Origin of the sequence: Lactobacillus sp. ESL0701 (genome assembly GCF_029433445.1) — a bacterium.
In the GTDB taxonomy this organism is placed as follows: domain Bacteria; phylum Bacillota; class Bacilli; order Lactobacillales; family Lactobacillaceae; genus Lactobacillus.
The window spans coordinates 153,277-169,413 of sequence record NZ_JAQTIC010000001.1; the positions used below are offsets into that span (position 1 = coordinate 153,277).

Annotated in this window: 13 protein-coding genes; 10 read left to right on the forward strand and 3 right to left on the reverse strand. The window is 36.7% G+C overall.

The window, feature by feature from the left end:
- Positions 1-235 precede the first annotated feature (235 nt).
- The gene (locus PT281_RS00710) at positions 236-802 is read right to left on the reverse strand and encodes a DNA-3-methyladenine glycosylase I (protein WP_277151114.1); all 567 of its coding nucleotides are present in this window, start codon (positions 800-802) and stop codon (positions 236-238) included.
- Between the two features lie 168 nt (positions 803-970).
- Between PT281_RS00710 and PT281_RS00715 the strand changes: the two genes are divergently transcribed.
- Positions 971-2,017: an aldose epimerase family protein gene (locus PT281_RS00715; protein WP_277151115.1), complete on the forward strand. Its 1,047-nt coding sequence runs from the start codon at positions 971-973 to the stop codon at positions 2,015-2,017.
- A 62-nt stretch (positions 2,018-2,079) separates the two neighbouring features.
- Here the strand turns inward: PT281_RS00715 and PT281_RS00720 are convergent, their stop codons facing one another.
- On the reverse strand, positions 2,080-3,477 hold the full coding sequence (locus PT281_RS00720) for a basic amino acid/polyamine antiporter (protein WP_277151116.1): 1,398 nt from the start codon (positions 3,475-3,477) through the stop codon (positions 2,080-2,082).
- A 265-nt stretch (positions 3,478-3,742) separates the two neighbouring features.
- On the reverse strand, positions 3,743-4,393 hold the full coding sequence (locus PT281_RS00725; protein WP_277151117.1) for a GntR family transcriptional regulator: 651 nt from the start codon (positions 4,391-4,393) through the stop codon (positions 3,743-3,745).
- A 165-nt stretch (positions 4,394-4,558) separates the two neighbouring features.
- On the opposite strand from PT281_RS00725, the gene arcA reads away from it, so the two are divergent.
- The 9 genes from arcA to PT281_RS00770 all read left to right on the forward strand — a co-directional run bounded on the left by arcA (position 4,559) and on the right by PT281_RS00770 (position 16,130).
- Positions 4,559-5,788 carry an arginine deiminase gene (gene arcA / locus PT281_RS00730; protein WP_277140881.1) on the forward strand — a complete coding sequence of 410 codons (1,230 nt, stop codon included), beginning with the start codon at positions 4,559-4,561 and terminating at the stop codon, positions 5,786-5,788.
- Between the two features lie 27 nt (positions 5,789-5,815).
- Complete coding sequence (gene argF, locus PT281_RS00735) at positions 5,816-6,856, forward strand: ornithine carbamoyltransferase (protein WP_277151118.1); 1,041 nt, start codon at positions 5,816-5,818, stop codon at positions 6,854-6,856.
- A 111-nt stretch (positions 6,857-6,967) separates the two neighbouring features.
- Positions 6,968-8,386 carry a basic amino acid/polyamine antiporter gene (locus tag PT281_RS00740; protein WP_277151119.1) on the forward strand — a complete coding sequence of 473 codons (1,419 nt, stop codon included), beginning with the start codon at positions 6,968-6,970 and terminating at the stop codon, positions 8,384-8,386.
- Positions 8,387-8,410: 24 nt separating this feature from the next.
- Positions 8,411-9,352 (forward strand): carbamate kinase, encoded by a 942-nt coding sequence (arcC, locus tag PT281_RS00745; protein WP_277151120.1) that lies wholly within the window; start codon positions 8,411-8,413, stop codon positions 9,350-9,352.
- A gap of 165 nt (positions 9,353-9,517) precedes the next feature.
- On the forward strand, positions 9,518-10,003 hold the full coding sequence (locus PT281_RS00750) for a hypothetical protein (RefSeq protein WP_277151121.1): 486 nt from the start codon (positions 9,518-9,520) through the stop codon (positions 10,001-10,003).
- 53 nt (positions 10,004-10,056) lie between these two features.
- Positions 10,057-11,454 (forward strand): metallophosphoesterase, encoded by a 1,398-nt coding sequence (locus PT281_RS00755; RefSeq protein WP_277151122.1) that lies wholly within the window; start codon positions 10,057-10,059, stop codon positions 11,452-11,454.
- A 108-nt stretch (positions 11,455-11,562) separates the two neighbouring features.
- The gene (gene asnB, locus PT281_RS00760) at positions 11,563-13,512 is read left to right on the forward strand and encodes an asparagine synthase (glutamine-hydrolyzing) (protein ID WP_277151123.1); all 1,950 of its coding nucleotides are present in this window, start codon (positions 11,563-11,565) and stop codon (positions 13,510-13,512) included.
- A 13-nt stretch (positions 13,513-13,525) separates the two neighbouring features.
- Positions 13,526-14,800 carry a carboxylate--amine ligase gene (locus tag PT281_RS00765; RefSeq protein ID WP_277151124.1) on the forward strand — a complete coding sequence of 425 codons (1,275 nt, stop codon included), beginning with the start codon at positions 13,526-13,528 and terminating at the stop codon, positions 14,798-14,800.
- Between the two features lie 109 nt (positions 14,801-14,909).
- Positions 14,910-16,130 carry an MFS transporter gene (locus tag PT281_RS00770; RefSeq protein ID WP_277151126.1) on the forward strand — a complete coding sequence of 407 codons (1,221 nt, stop codon included), beginning with the start codon at positions 14,910-14,912 and terminating at the stop codon, positions 16,128-16,130.
- The last annotated feature ends 7 nt before the right edge of the window (positions 16,131-16,137 follow it).

The window sequence follows — 16,137 nt, forward strand, 5'->3', positions numbered from 1 at the left end:
TTAAAAATTGCTGCCATTGGTGGTTGAACTGCTAAGAAGTTTGCTCAAGTAATTTGGAGTAAACAAAAATCGTCTTACTTTTACTAGGAAAGGACGGTTAGTTGTTAAACTAAAATTTTCAGGTAATAAACCACTTTTAGTGGCTCTACGTTAAGGAGTTGTGTTACCAGCACAGCTCCTTTTTGTTATAAAAATAGTGTAACACGAAAGGAAAAATTATAAAGATAAGTGATGACTAGCTATGATATTTAAAGGGGCAGGTCTCTAAATGGTCATTAATGAGGCCAATTCCTTGTAAATATGAATAAATTACAACAGGACCAACAAAGGCAAAGCCATCCTTTTTCAATTGTTTTGCCAGTTTTTTAGCGACTTCACTTGTTGTTGGAACTTGAGCCATTGTTTGCGGATGATTGATAAGAGGCGTCTTGATAAATTCTCGTAAATAATGACCAAAACTGCCGTATTTGGCTTCAATAATTAAGATTGCTTTGGCGTTTTTGATAGCAGCAGTAATTTTTTGGCGGTTACGAATAATCGAATTGTCTTGCATCAGAGTTGTAATGTCTGAATTTGTCATTTGTGCGACTTCTTTGGGAATAAAATTTTTGAAAGCACGACGAAAATTTTCTCGTTTGTGCAAAATCACAGACCAATTAAGTCCCGATTGAAATAATTCCAAAACGAGCATTTCATAGAGATATTGCTCGTCTAAGTTGAGTTTGCCCCATTCATGATCGTGATATTGCTGCATTAATTTGTCTTGGCTGTCGCCCCAAGGACAACGGAGATGTTCTGCCATGTTAATTGCTCCTTTAGTTTTGATTTTACTTACTTGATATTAATTACGCAAAAAATGGCGGAATTAATAATATTAGCTTTATGGTATTAATAATTTATTTGCCAACATTTATAAAAAGTAATATATTTGTGTAAGCGAATACATTTATTTGAAAATCAAGGAGATTGAATGATGCAAAAAGTACGCGGAATAGTTAGTGACTTTGACGAATACCAGGGTCATAAAATTCAGAAGTTGAGCTTAACTAATGCTAATGGCGTAACGTTGTCACTCTTAACTTTAGGAGCAACAATTTATGAAATTATGGTACCAACTAAGTCCGGAACACATAATATAGTTTTAAATTATTATAATAGCAAGGATTATCTTGCTAATCCATTTTATGTTTGTATGGCAATCGGTCGCACGGCAGGACGAATTATGGCTGGTCAAATTGTCCTTAATGGTCAAACAACTCAATTACCGCAAAATGAGGGAACAACAACGCTTCATGGGGGACCTGAAGGCTTTAACAGTCAAATTTGGCAGGGAAAAATTATTCAAACAGCCACAGGTGATGCAATTGAGATGAGTCATTTGCAGACAGGAGACGGCTATCCCGGTGAGATGCAAGTTAAAATTATTTATACTCTGTCACCCGATGATGTTATTGGTATCAAGTATATTGCTACCAGTACGGCAGATACAGTCTTTAATCCAACCCAGCATGTTTATTTTAATTTGGGTCGTGAGGATACAATTGCTAAACAGATGCTAAAAATAAACGCGGCGCATATTCAGGAATTAGATCAGAATAAAATTCCAACTGGCAAGCAAATTCCGGTTAAACATACCCCATTTGACTTTCAACAACCGACGAATCTAGGTAAGGCAATTGCAGAGATGAATAATACTACTGAAAAAGGGTTCGACGATATTTTTGTGGTTAATCAAGATCAGAAATTAATTGCAGAATTGTCAGATCCTAAAACTAAAATTAGCGTGGGGATTGAGTCAGATAGAAATGGTTTGGTAATGTTCACGGCTAATTCGTTTACTCATGATCAAATGAACTTGATAAGGACCAAGGGTGTGGGTAAACCATATGAAGGGATCACTCTTGAGCCGCAGACTTTGTCTAAAGCTGGCAGTACCCGTGATTTTTCCGCGATTGAGTTAAAAAAGGGCGAAGAAAAGCCATATACAATAAAGTATCATTTGCATTATAAAAAGTAATAGCAAAATATTGGTTAAAAATAAAAGCACAGTTCGAGTAAAACTGTGCTTTTATTTTTATATTATATGCTTATTTTTTTACTTAGTAACATCCAAATTGCGGCGATACCAATCAATACTATTACTAGCATACCAATCTTTTCTAAAGTAGTTAATTTACGTCTTTTTCTAACTGCTAAATAATATAAATATAGCCCAGGAATATAGATGATTGTACATACCAATAAGTATTTTAATCCTGCAAAAAGAATACCGACAGTTTCAAAAATCAGTGTACCTATGCCGATAAATAATTGCTGCTTATTTTTTTCTTGCGATGACAGTTTGATTTGATAGGAAGCGACAATAATATAAGTGATAATTACAGAAGCTGTGCTTAAACTATAGGCAAATTCGTAAGCTTTGTTTGTAAATAATAGACTAATTAAAAATAATTGTACCATTACCCCAGTTGTAATAAGCGCATAAATTGGTGCACCAAATTTATTGGTTTCTCCTAATTTTTGGGGTAAAAGTTTTTCTTTAGCCATGGCACACATTGTTTCTGACGGTAAAATTGTCCATGAGATCCATGTTCCAATGATTGAAATTAAGACGCCAACGCTAATGAGTAACCCGCCCCAAGGACCAACTATTTTTTCTAAGAGATAAGCCATTGGTGGTTGCGGGGCATTAATTAATTGGGCTCTTGTAAAATACCCATATGGTAGGATTGAGGCCAAAATATAAATAATTAATAATGCTACGACACCGATTAAAGTTGAGCGACCAGCAATTTTTTTGCTTTTTGCCCTGGCAGCAAGAACAGTAGCTCCTTCGATCCCGACGAATAACCACATCATAGTCATAAAACAGTTCTTTACTTGGATAACGGTACTGCTGAAATTAAAAGAATTAGCAAGATTGCCCCAAAAGTGTTGTGAGAAAAAGTTAACCTTGAAAACTAATATACTTGCAATAATAAAAACAATAATTGGTATTAGCTTGCAAATCGTAATAATTGAGTCGACAAAGGCAGCATTTTCAATTCCTAGTGAAACCATAAAGATTAGCAGCCATGAGCAAATACTTGCGCCAATAATGGAATAGATACTGTTACTTTTACTAAAAATCGGGAAGAAGTAACCTAATGTACTCATAAAAATAGTAGAAATCGCAATATTCCCTAGCCAGCAAGACATCCAGTAACCCCAACCGCTAATGAAGCCAACAAAGTCTCCAAATCCTTTTTTGCCATAAGTGAAGATACCATTGAGGGTGGGGCATTTAATCAATAAATTATTAAAAGTTGCAGCAAGAAGAATTACTCCTATGCCAATAATTAGCCAGGCAATTAGCGCGGGACCTTGTGCAGCCGCGTGAGCTAAATCACTACTGAGTGCAAAAATTCCTGCACCAATAGAAGTAGTTACAATCAACATTACTAAAGTAAAACCGTTTATTTTTTTCTTTTCGGTCATAAATTTATTTCCTCAGTTTTTTGAAAAAGCGTTATCAAAAATTGAAAACGTTTTTATAATATCATATTGTAAAAAATTAATCAAAGTAGATATTTTAAAAAGTTAATACTAATTTTGAGAAAATAATATTAATGACTGCATTAAGTAATTGTATACAATATTACTTTTGCAAATTTTATAAGTACCTCAATAATTATTTTACGTTTTTAGATATCTATATAATAGGAAGGAAAAATATTTTTTATTTTTTCTTCCTATTATATATCTATGATATATCGTAACGAGAATTGTCTGGATTCCAATGTACTTCCTCTAAGTACTTACGCAACTCATCGATCTTGTGCTTTTTGAATAAATAATAAATATGTTGATGCTCGTTATTGGTTTGGGTTAATAGATTGGTTATTTCTGTAGAAGATAAATGGGCATAGTCTTTACCAATAAAACTTTTCTTCTTATTAAGGAGTTCGTTTGTAAGTAAGATATTGGAGCATCTATCTAAATAAATAGCATGAAATTGATCCTGTAGTTCATTGTATTTTGTATACAAAGAATTCTTGATAGCGGAAGTCATACTGTCAACGTAGAATTGCATTAGCGAATAATCAGATTCAGTTAATTTATCAATTGTTAGTTCTGCAACTTTGCCATCAAGTAGGCCAATTAAAGTGTATAATTCGCGAATATCTTTTTTAGTGTAGTACCTTACTCTGAAGCCCTTATTGGGAATACGTTCCAGAATATTGTCCATCGAAAGTTCTAGTAGTGCTTCTCTAATTGGAGTTCTACTCATTCCTAGTTGAGTTGCTAATGATTGCTCGGTAATATGGTCGTTACGATTTATTTTTCCTAATGTTAATTGCTGAGCAAGATAGTTATAAACTTTATCCTTCGGTGAAAACTTTTTTGTTGTCATAAAAAAATACCTCCGAACCTGATTATAATACACTTTTGCGACCTTTAAAAAGTGTAAATTGCGGTACATTTTTTAAAAAAAGTGTTTGACAGCGTTTGCAAATGTGGTTAATATCTAACGTGTTGAAAGTGCACTTCAATTGAAAATAGAAAAGGAGTGGTTTTGATGAAAAATTCAGCAATTCACATAACTTCAGAAATTGGAAAATTAAAGACGGTTATTCTCAAGCGACCAAATCATGAAGTTGAGAATATTACACCTGACACGATGGAACGATTATTGTTTGATGATATTCCTTATCTACCAATTGCTCAGGAAGAACACGATGACTTTGCAAATACGTTAAGGGCTAATGGTACAGAAGTATTGTACATGGAGCAATTAGCTGCTCAGTCTTTGGCAGATGAAAAAGTAAAGAATCAATTTTTGGATCAGATGCTTAAGGAATCAGGTCATACAAAGGGTTCAGTTTATGAAGCACTAAAAGATTACTTGCTTGGTTTAAATGACCAAGACATGGTTGACAAGATTATTGCTGGTGTTCGTAAAAATGAGGTTGACGTTGATTTGAAATCTTTGGGCGAATTAGCAGAAGATGCTGATGACCCATTCTTGATGGATCCAATGCCAAACACTTACTTTACTAGAGACCCTGCTGCTGCTATTGGTAATGGTTTATCAATTAACCATATGACATTCCCAGCTCGGCAACGTGAATCATTGTTTATGCAATACATTATTAATTATCATCCACGCTTTAAGGATCAAGGCATTCATGTTTGGCGTAATCGGAATCATGATAGCCGAATCGAAGGCGGCGACGAACTGGTTTTGAGTAATCACGTTCTAGCAATTGGTGTCTCTCAAAGAACTTCAGCTAAGGCAATTGAAGATATTGCACACAATTTATTTAAGGATTCAGACTTTGATACAGTTCTGGCAATTCGAATCCCTCATAATCACGCAATGATGCACCTTGATACAGTCTTTACGATGATTAATTACGATCAATTTACTGTTCATCCAGCCATTTTGAAAGATAACGGTAAGCTCGATGTTTATGTTTTAACACCAGACAAAAACGACGAAATTAAAGTTGAATATCATGATGACATTACTTCAGTTTTGAAGAAAGTACTAAACCAATCAGAGATTGACTTAATTCCTACTGGTAATGGCGATCCAATTGTTGCTCCAAGAGAACAATGGAATGATGGCTCAAATACTTTGGCTATTGCCCCAGGTGAAGTAGTTACTTATAACCGTAATTACGTTTCAAATGATTTATTACGAGAACATGGAATCTTAGTTCACGAAATTCGTTCAAGTGAATTATCACGTGGTCGTGGTGGTCCAAGATGTATGTCAATGCCAATTGTCAGAGAAGATATTTAAAATTATAGAATTTGGAGAATTTAAGTAATGGATAAGAGATTTAACGGTAAGGAATCTAACGTATTTCAAGGCAGAAGCATTTTGGCAGAAACTTCAATGACACCTGCTGAGATGAATTATTTAATTGATTTTGGTTTGCACCTAAAATATCTTAAGCGGAATAATATTCCTCATCGCTATCTTGAAGGAAAGAACATCGCTTTGATTTTTGAAAAAGCATCAACTAGAACTCGTTCTTCCTTTGTGACAGCTGCTGCTGAATTAGGAGCAAATGCTGACTACTTAGGTAAAGATGAGATTCACTTAGGAAAGAAAGAATCAGTTGAAGATACTGCTAAAATTTTAGGTAGTATGTTTGATGGTATTGAATTCAGAGGATTTAAACAATCAACTGTTGAAGGGTTAGCTAAGTATTCAGGTGTTCCTGTTTGGAATGGTTTGACTGATGAATGGCACCCAACCCAAATTATTCCTGACTTGATGACTTTGAAGGAAAACTTTGGTCACCTTAAGGGCTTAACTTTAACTTATGTTGGTGATGGCCACAATAACATGGGTAATTCATTGTTAGTCGGCTGTTCCATGATGGGTGTTAATATTCATATTGTTGCACCTAAAGAGTTATTCCCATCACAAAAGCATGTTGATATTGCTAAAAAGTATGCGGAACAAAGTGGCTCTGAAATTCTGATTACTGATGATATTGATAAGGGTGTTAAGGGATCAAACGCAATTTACACTGATGTTTGGGTTTCTATGGGTGAATCCAACTGGGAAGAACGTGTTAAATTATTAAAGCCATATCAAGTAAATATGAACATGATGAAAAAGACTGGTACCCCAGATGACGAATTGATTTTCTTACATTGTTTGCCGGCTTTCCATGATACAAATACGGATTATGGTCAAGAAATTAGTGAAAAATACGGCATTACTGAAATGGAAGTCACTGATGAAGTATTCCGCAGTAAATATTCTCGCGTCTTTGAAGAAGGAGAAAACCGTAAACATGGTATTAAAGCAATAATGGCCGCAACATTAGGCAACTTGTTTATACCTGAAGTTTAATTAACAACTTATAAATATCTCTTTTATATGTTTACAAAAAGTAGCGGTTTGCTTAAGAAATCTTTAGTAAAACAGCTACTTTTTTTATTAAAGAATGTAAGAAGGTTGAAAATGGATAAAGAAGATGGAATTAGCAAATTTGGGTTAACCGCACTGATTGTTAGTTCGTCAATCGGTACGGGGATATTCGGTATTACTAGTGATATGGCTAATGCTGCAGCACCAGGACCAGCATTATTATCATGGCTATTTTGTGGTATTGGAATTTATGCATTAGTATTGTCACTTAATAACTTGTCAAAGAAACGTCCTGAACTTGATTCTGGTATTTTTAGTTATGCTAAGGCTGCTTTTGGTCCTTTAGGTGGCTTTTTAAGCGGCTGGGGATATTGGCTTTCAGCTTGGTTAGGCAATATTGCCTTTGCAACAATGTTAATGAGTGCAATTGGTTATTTTATTCCAGTATTTAAGGGTGGTCAAAATTTACCATCAATTATTTGTGCAATTATTTTTGTTTGGGCACTGAGTTTATTAGTTAATAATGGTGTTGAGAGTGCAAGTTTTGTTAATACTATCGTTACTATTTGTAAGTTAGTACCGCTAGTTGTATTTATGATCATTGTTGCAATTAGTTTTAAAGTTGGTGTATTTACTGCTGATTTTTGGGGTAACGTTGCAAATAATGTTTTACATGGTGGTAAGGTAATTAGTGTATTCGGTCAGATGAAGCAGAGCATCATGATTATTATGTGGGTCTTTATCGGAATCGAAGGTGCTAGTGTTCTGGCTAATCGAGCTAAAAAACGTTCTGATGCCCAAGCTGCTACTATCATGGGTCTAGCAACTTTGATTATTGTTTATGTTTTTGCATCAATCTTGCCCTACGGTGTTTTAACTCAAGCCCAATTGGCAACAATTAAGCAACCAGCAATGGCTAATATTTTGAAACATGTTGTCGGTGAATGGGGTGCAATCTTCATTAATCTTGGAGTTATTATTTCGACATTAGGTGCTTGGCTTTCATGGACGATGTTGCCAGCGGAAACAACCACTTTAATGGCTAAAGATCATGAACTACCTTCATATTGGGGTAAATTAAATTCGAAGAAAGCACCAACTGTTTCGTTAGTTATTACAGGAATTTTACAAACATTATTTTTGTTCACATTGTTAGCAACTAACTATGCATATAATTTCGCTTATACTTTAGCAACAGCCGCTATTTTATTGAGCTATTTATTGGTTGGTGTCTACCAAATTAAGTATTCATACAAGAATGGCGAATGGGGACAATTATTTATTGGCGTGATTGCAGCTGGCTTTCAATTGCTTGCAATGGTATTAGCTGGTTGGCAACAAGTAATGATGACTACAATCGCTTATTTGCCTGGCTTTTATTTCTACTGGGTAGCATGTAAAGAATGCGGACACAAGATTAGTGTCAAAGAAAAAATTGTGATGGGTATAATTTTAATATTAGCAATTATTACAATTGGCTTAATTATTAACGGTACGATTAAGATCGGATAAAACTTATTATTAGGAGAATAATATATGGCAAACAATAGAATAGTAGTAGCTTTGGGTGGTAATGCAATTTTATCTAAAGATCCTACTGCGCAAGCACAACAAGAAGCAGTTAAAAAAACAGCAAGTGCATTAGTTAATTTCATCAAGAATGGTGATGAATTAATTATTACTCATGGAAATGGTCCACAAGTTGGGAACCTGTTATTGCAACAATTAGCTGCAAATAGCGAAAAAAATCCGGCAATGCCATTAGATACTGTGGGAGCAATGACAGAAGGCAGCATTGGTTATTGGTTCCAAAATGCATTGCAAGAAGAAACCGCTAAAAATAACATTGACAAAGATATTGTTACAGTTGTAACACAAACAATTGTTAATGCTGAAGATCCTGCTTTTGAGAAACCTTCTAAGCCAATTGGTCCCTTCTATTCTAAAGAAGAAGCTGACGATGTGAAGAAAGCATATCCAGATTGGACACTTGTTGAAGATTCTGGTCGTGGTTATCGCCGGGTTGTACCGTCTCCTAAACCACAGGCAATTAAAGAAATAGGTGCAATTCAAAAGATGATTGCTAATGGGATTGTACCAATCGTTTCTGGTGGTGGCGGTATTCCAGTGGTAAAAGACGGAGCTCATTTCACCGGTAAAGAAGCAGTTATTGATAAAGATTTTAGTGCGGCAAAAGTTGCAGAATTAGTATCAGCAGATAAGTTGATTATTTTAACTGCTGTTGATGGTGTGTGCATTAATTTTGGTAAACCAAATCAAACGTGCTTGACTAAGACAAATGTTAAAGAATTAGAGGAATATATTGCTGAAGACCAATTTGCAGCTGGAAGTATGCTGCCTAAGGTTCAAGCTGCTTTAACTTTTGTTAAAAATACAGGTAAGAAGGCAATTATTGGTTCTTTGGATAATGTCAACGAGATTATTGCTGGCAATACTGGAACGGTTATTGAGCTATAAGATATTATTGCCAATGCATTTTCAAGCTAAGTTTTATTTTTGTTAAGGTAAAGTCTTTTTATAAAGCAAGATTTTTGAACTTTGGGTTTTAAGTTAAAAAGTAACAAAATAGCTTCCTTAACCGCTGTTTTTGGTATAATATAAGTTGAACTTTAGGAGGATACCATGGATAAGTTAGAGACAATTACTTTGGCCGATGACTTGGCCGCAAACCAAGAAGAAATTTTGAATAAGGAACGAGACTTTGATGCCGAGGCGGTATATCGTGCAATTGATAGTCTACACGTCTTAAACAAGCCAGTTAAGGAATACTTTGACATGACACAGGAGCAATATTATGAAACCGAAAGCGATCATAAATTGACTTTGATTAAATTGTCGGAGAAGTTAACGGACTTGCATGATCGTATTTTAACTAATCATGTGGATGGTTTTGTGGATAAGGATGAGATCAATCTGACCTATAACCATGAAGATCCTTATGAGGATAGTTTTTATAACAGTACAGTTGATTATCATGTTGTTGCATATAGTCTTAAGGTAATTAGCGCGGTTCAAGCAATCGCCTTTAAGGGATTACAAGGGGTATTGTCAAAGGATGCTGTTTTGTCAATTGGCTTGGCAGCACATGCTTTGGCAGAGAATGCATAATTTTTAAGCTGGACTATTATTGGTCTAGCTTTTTTGTTAGGGGCCAAAAAATCATGAATGTGTTTAAGCATGCAGAAGGATTATTTGATCATTTAATTGGTGTGAAAAAGCGAGCTGCGTTTAAGAAAAAGGACGACTCACTTGACCCGATGCAAGAATATATGACAGTCGGTGAATATCAAGTTGGTAGTGAGCAGAAAACACCTGGAGGTCAGCCGTATAATTTGACCGTGTATAAGGATGAGAACGGCGTTTTACATCAGGCACTTAGTTTGGAAAGCACGGAAAAATTAGCGCCAGAATATGTGCGTGAATTTAACGAGGAGCTAGGCTGTTATCGTGCGTTCGCCAATAAAAAGACTGGTCGCCGCTATGTGACTGAGCAATACCTCGACCAATTTATTGATCGGGTTCACGATCACGTCAGACAAGGTAAAAATTCCGTTAATGTCAGCGTGATTTCTGATACGCATTATAAAGATCGCAACAGCAGCGATTTTTATGGTTGGAACGGATTAACCCATGTTAATGAATTTTCTTATCTTGATGATTCAGGTCTGCTTAACCTTAAGGTCCACTTGGGTGACTGGATTGATGGTTCAGATGCTGGCTTTTTGGGCGAAAGTGAATTGATGAAATTACGCGATTCCTTTGTTTCAGATCGCGTTCCAACAATCATGATTAAGGGCAATCATGACGAAAACGATAAGTTTGATGAGCATCATGATTTAAAAGCATCATTTCCTGAAAATGAATTTGAAAATATCATGTGGCCGAGCATGTATGCGCAAAAGGATATCCATTATATTTCACGCCAGCATGGTGTTTGTTATTATGATGTTGATGATGTCCGTTTTATTTCAGTTAATACTTCTGATGTTCCTTATGAACTTGACGCGCAAGGTCAGAAAAAATATGATACCAAAATCACATTAGCCGTTAGAGAAGATCAGATTGAAGAAATTATTGAGATTTTAGCGCAATCGTCAAATAAAAAAATTATCTTGATGAGTCATGCTAATCCAATTAATCGCAAGGGGACTAATGCCCTGAAGTATAATGGCCGCTCATTACATGAACTCCTTGTTGCGTTTAATCAACGTGAAAAAGGGCAGATGCATTCCAGCCGCGGCATTCCACCGGAATTTCGGTTGGCGAATGATTTTGACTTTACTAATATTAAAAACGCCCGCATTATTGCCTACTTCTGCGGACACCGCCATCGTGAGGATCAATATCGGATTAATGGTATTCAGTATATTTTGTTTAACTGTTCGGCGTTGATGGGACCTAATCATGTATTGACAACTAAGTATAATAAAAATTGGAACCGGCAAATTGACCACCACACTGAATTTGCTGGTTACATTGTCAATGTTGACTCACGGCGCCATGTTATCCAGGTTTTTGGCTATGGTGCCGCTGCTAAGCGCAGAATCTTTTATATTTAGTAAAATTAAGCTGGACAGTTTGGTAATTGTCCGGCTTTTAGCATATAATGAAACAGTTAATATGAAGAATTTAATAGATTAATAAAACTAATTAAGGGAAGATAAACTATGTGCGGAATTGTCGCATTTTATGATCCAGAAATAAATGACAAACAAAAAGCCATTGGTAAAATGATGGCAACGATTAAACACAGAGGCCCAGATTCTGATGGGATGTATACCAATGATAAGGTAGCGTTGGGCTTTAGAAGATTGTCAATCATTGATTTGCGTTGTGGTAGCCAGCCAATCTTTAACGAAGATGATACTAGGGCAATTATTTTTAATGGTGAAATTTATAATTTTCAGCCATTAAGAAAAGAATTAGTTGCTGCTGGGCATACTTTTACTACTGAAACTGATACAGAAGTTTTGTTGCACGGTTTTGAAGAATGGGGTATGGACGGTCTGCTCAAGCGCGTGCGCGGGATGTTTGCCTTCGCTATTTGGGATGATAATACCCAAACGTTGTATGGTGCCCGTGATTTCTTTGGGATTAAGCCGTTATATTATAGTGATGAAGATGGTCATTTGCTTATCGGTTCAGAGCTCAAGAGTTTCTTGGCTTTCCCAGGCTTTAAGCGTCGGTTAAATACGGAAGCAGTTAAGCCATACTTAATGAACCAATATAATGACCTTAACGAAACATTCTTTAAGGGCATTCACCGCTTCCCAGCTGGTCACTGGTTTGAATATCAAGACGGTAAGATGAAGATGCATCAATATTGGGATGCCGAATACAAGGCTAACAATTTGAGCTTTGAAGAAACCGTTAAAAAGATTGATGATGACCTAAAAGAAACGGTTGACTTATACCGTATTGCTGATGTTCCGGTTGGTGCTTTCTTGTCAGAAGGGGTGGATTCTAGTTATATCACTAGTATTTTAGATCCTGATGATGTATTTTCAATTTCATTTGACGATGCAACTTATGATGAAGCCTCAAAGGCTAAGGCTCTAGCTGACATTAAGGGCTGGAAGTTCTTTTCCGACAAAGTAAAGTCGGATGAAGCAATGCATGATTTTCCTGAGATGCAATACCACATGGATGAACCAGACGCGAACCCATCAATTATTCCACTTTGGTACTTGTGCAAGATGGCGCGCAAGCATGTCACGGTTGCTCTATCAGGTGAGGGTGCTGACGAATTATTTGCCGGCTATGTCAATTACGGCATGCACACGCATAACAATGTAATTAAGGTCTTTACGTCACAACTAACTAAATTGCCGAAAAAGACAAAAGTTAAGTTGGCACATAAGATTAAGAAGATGCCTAACTTCCCAGGTAAGGTACACTTGTATACCAATTTGGCTGAGCCAAGCGAGTTTTATGTTGGTCAATCCGTGATTTACGATATGGATTACCCGACAATTTTTACTTCTGAAGATGCTAATGGTATTTTGAAGCCATCATACCGTAACAAATTAACCGTTAACAGTATCTACCAATCTGACTTTAAGAAGGTTAAGGATCTTGATAATGTTCGGCAGATGCAGTATATTGACCTGCACCACTTTATGCTAAATGATATTGAGCAAAAGGCGGACAAGATTTCAATGGCGCACTCATTAGAATTGCGAGTACCGTACCTTGACCGCAAGATTGCTGAACGGGCAAATTCAATTCCAACTGAATATCTGGTTAATAAGCATGATACTAAGTATGCTTTACGCAAGGCTTCGGAGCGAGTTTTGCCAGATGAATGGGCTAAACGGCCGAAATTAGGCTTCCCAACGCCAATCAAGGAATGGCTGCAAGAGCCACGCTTTGACAAGCAAGTTCGGGAAATGTTCAGTGAAGATTTTGTCAGCGATATTTTTGAACAAGATAAAATTTTGCAATTACTTGATGAAAACTTCCATGGTGATGGTTCTCACCGTCGGCAAATTTGGACAATCTATACCTTCCTTGTATGGTATAAGTTATTCTTTGTTGATTATGAAGGAACCGTTGCTAAGTACCAACACGTTCAGCCAGAAGTAGCCAGCTTGATCGAACAAGGTAAGCTAGTTTAATAGGAGCAAGATAATGAATCAAGATTTTACGCCAATTTTATTGGGTAGCGACATTAATGTCTATGGCATGGCGCGCTCGTTTAATCAAGCTTATGGTATTAAGGTTAAGGCTCTGGCTGATAGTCAGCTTGCGGCAACGCGTTACTCCAAAATAGTTGAAGTTGAGTTGCACCACGGCTTTAGTGAAGATCCAACCTTTATGACGGTGATGCGTGAGCAGATGAAACTTTACAAGGACCATCAAGAGCCGGTAATCTTAATTGCTTGCGGGGATGGTTATGCCGAACTATTAGCTAAGCACAAAGATGAATTACAAGATGTATTTATCGTTCCTTATATTGATTACGATCTGCTTGAAAAGTTAATCTCTAAGGAAGGCTTCTATCAAATCGCGGAAGAATATGGCTTGCCGTATCCTAAGACTAAGATTGTTACGATGGCTGACTATCAGGCTGAGGATTATTTAAATCTGCCATTCAATTACCCAATTGAATTAAAGCCGGAAGACCCTGTTTCTTGGCTTGATGTTCATTTTGAAGGTCGCAAAAAGGCTTTTACGATTCATGATGAAGCTGAATTAAAAGATATTGTTGGTAAGATTTACGGCAATGGCTATCAGGCTGACCTAATTTTGCAAGACTTTATCCCTGGTGATGACTCTAACATGCGGGTGTTGAATGCTTATGTTGATAAAGACCATCATATTAAGATGATGTGTATGGGTCATCCGCTGCTGGAAGACCCAACACCGCAAGCAATTGGTAATTATATGGCGATTTTGCCGGAATATAATGAAAAACTATATGAGCAAGTTGAAACTTTTTTAGAAAAGATCAATTATACAGGGATGGCTAACTTTGATATTAAGTATGATAGCCGCGATGGTCAGTATAAGTTCTTTGAAATCAACTTGCGCCAGGGTCGGTCTAGTTTTTACGTTACTTTAAATGGCTATAATTTGGCTAAATGGTACGTTGACGATTACGTTTATGACAGTTTGAAAGAACAGCCAACTGTTTATGGTAACAAGCTAAAATCTAAGCACGTTCTGTGGCTGGGAGTTCCGGTGAAGATTTTTAAGGAATATGCTGCTGATAATGAAGCTAAAAAGGCTGCCGAAGAATTAATTCATGAGGGTCGCTATGGCACCACTGTCTTTTATGATAAGGATCGTAATTTTAAGCGCTGGCTATTAATGAAGTACATGTTCCATAATTATTATGACCGGTATAAGAAGTTTTATCAGGTAAACAAGGGTCAATTCTTTGAGAAGAAACCACAAAAATAAAAATTATTATAAGTAAACTTTTTGGAACACCTCATTGCAATGGGGGTGTTCTTTTTTGATACTTCTTGCTACACTGGTAATTGGAACTTAGATAGGAAGGACTGAATAAATGAAACTTACACATGGATCTAACGATGAAACAGAAGTTAAATTACGTTGGCTGCTGCTAGGTGAATTAGCCACGTGGATTGGGTCAAGCTTTGTTTGGCCGCTGACCTCTGTCTATTTAAATAAGCAATTACATATCAGCCTCTCAATGATTGGGGTTGTATTGTTTTGCAATTGTGCGGGCAATGTGCTCGGATCAGTTGTGGCAGGACGTTTTTATGACCGCTGTAATCCTTATCCTTTAATTGTAGTGGGATTAACGCTTGATGCGCTCATCTTATTTTTGATGGCCTTTTTCCATGGGTGGCCTGCTTATTGGATTTGGTTAACGTTAACTGGATTAACTAGTGGCTGGAACGGTACGATGATTAATTCAATTGCGACTAGCTTGCGTAAATATCCGGGACGCTATGTTTTTAATTTGATTTATTTTGCTCAAAATGTGGGGACTGTCACGGGTACACTCTTAGTTGGATATCTATATGACTTCTCAATTGAATTCCTGTTTATTTTGGCCGCGGCACTGTTTGCGATTGCCGCGATTAATGCCGCAATTAATTACCGACCAATTATTAATTTTCATAAGCAGCGGCAGGCCAAAACGGTGGCGACTGGCAAGAAACCACAGTCACAAGCAATGCCGAAGTATAATATGATGCTCACTATTGGCTTTTTAATCTCACTAGCTGTGACCTGGCTGATGTACATGAATTGGGAGTCTAATTTGTCTGTTTACATGGTTTCGCTGGGCATACCATTTCATATGTACAGTTTGCTCTGGACATTGAATGGTGCGGTAATTGTGATTATCCAAGTGATTTTGGCGCGTTATCCGCATATATTTAAAAATCTGTTCCACCAGATTATTTTTGGGACATTAATGTTTGCCATTTCCTTCGTGACCCTAATTTTTGCTCGTGATTTTGCGCATTTCGCGCTCTCAATGCTGATTTTGACCTTTGGTGAAGCCACGGCCTTTCCGGCCGTGCCAGCTTACATCAATGACTTGTCGCCATTATCCAGTAAAGGGAAGTATCAAGGGGCAATTAATGTGGCTCGTGGAATTGGACAGGCATTTGGTCCGTTATTTGGCGGTTTAGTGATTGATCGTTCTGGGTACATTCCGTTCTTTATTATCGCGGCTGTGGGGATTTTTCTGATGATTATCTTGCTAATCCCATTGCATGCTAAATTGCGGAAACATTTGACAATGTACAAGTGATTTTGTA

Bases quoted from the DNA above. Each gene is read 5' to 3' on its own strand.
- PT281_RS00710 (WP_277151114.1), bottom strand. From the start codon at position 802: ATGGCAGAACATCTCCGTTGTCCTTGGGGCGACAGCCAAGACAAATTA.
- PT281_RS00715 (WP_277151115.1), top strand. From the start codon at position 971: ATGATGCAAAAAGTACGCGGAATAGTTAGTGACTTTGACGAATACCAG.
- PT281_RS00720 (WP_277151116.1), bottom strand. From the start codon at position 3,477: ATGACCGAAAAGAAAAAAATAAACGGTTTTACTTTAGTAATGTTGATT.
- PT281_RS00725 (WP_277151117.1), bottom strand. From the start codon at position 4,393: ATGACAACAAAAAAGTTTTCACCGAAGGATAAAGTTTATAACTATCTT.
- arcA (WP_277140881.1), top strand. From the start codon at position 4,559: ATGAAAAATTCAGCAATTCACATAACTTCAGAAATTGGAAAATTAAAG.
- argF (WP_277151118.1), top strand. From the start codon at position 5,816: ATGGATAAGAGATTTAACGGTAAGGAATCTAACGTATTTCAAGGCAGA.
- PT281_RS00740 (WP_277151119.1), top strand. From the start codon at position 6,968: ATGGATAAAGAAGATGGAATTAGCAAATTTGGGTTAACCGCACTGATT.
- arcC (WP_277151120.1), top strand. From the start codon at position 8,411: ATGGCAAACAATAGAATAGTAGTAGCTTTGGGTGGTAATGCAATTTTA.
- PT281_RS00750 (WP_277151121.1), top strand. From the start codon at position 9,518: ATGGATAAGTTAGAGACAATTACTTTGGCCGATGACTTGGCCGCAAAC.
- PT281_RS00755 (WP_277151122.1), top strand. From the start codon at position 10,057: ATGAATGTGTTTAAGCATGCAGAAGGATTATTTGATCATTTAATTGGT.
- asnB (WP_277151123.1), top strand. From the start codon at position 11,563: ATGTGCGGAATTGTCGCATTTTATGATCCAGAAATAAATGACAAACAA.
- PT281_RS00765 (WP_277151124.1), top strand. From the start codon at position 13,526: ATGAATCAAGATTTTACGCCAATTTTATTGGGTAGCGACATTAATGTC.
- PT281_RS00770 (WP_277151126.1), top strand. From the start codon at position 14,910: ATGAAACTTACACATGGATCTAACGATGAAACAGAAGTTAAATTACGT.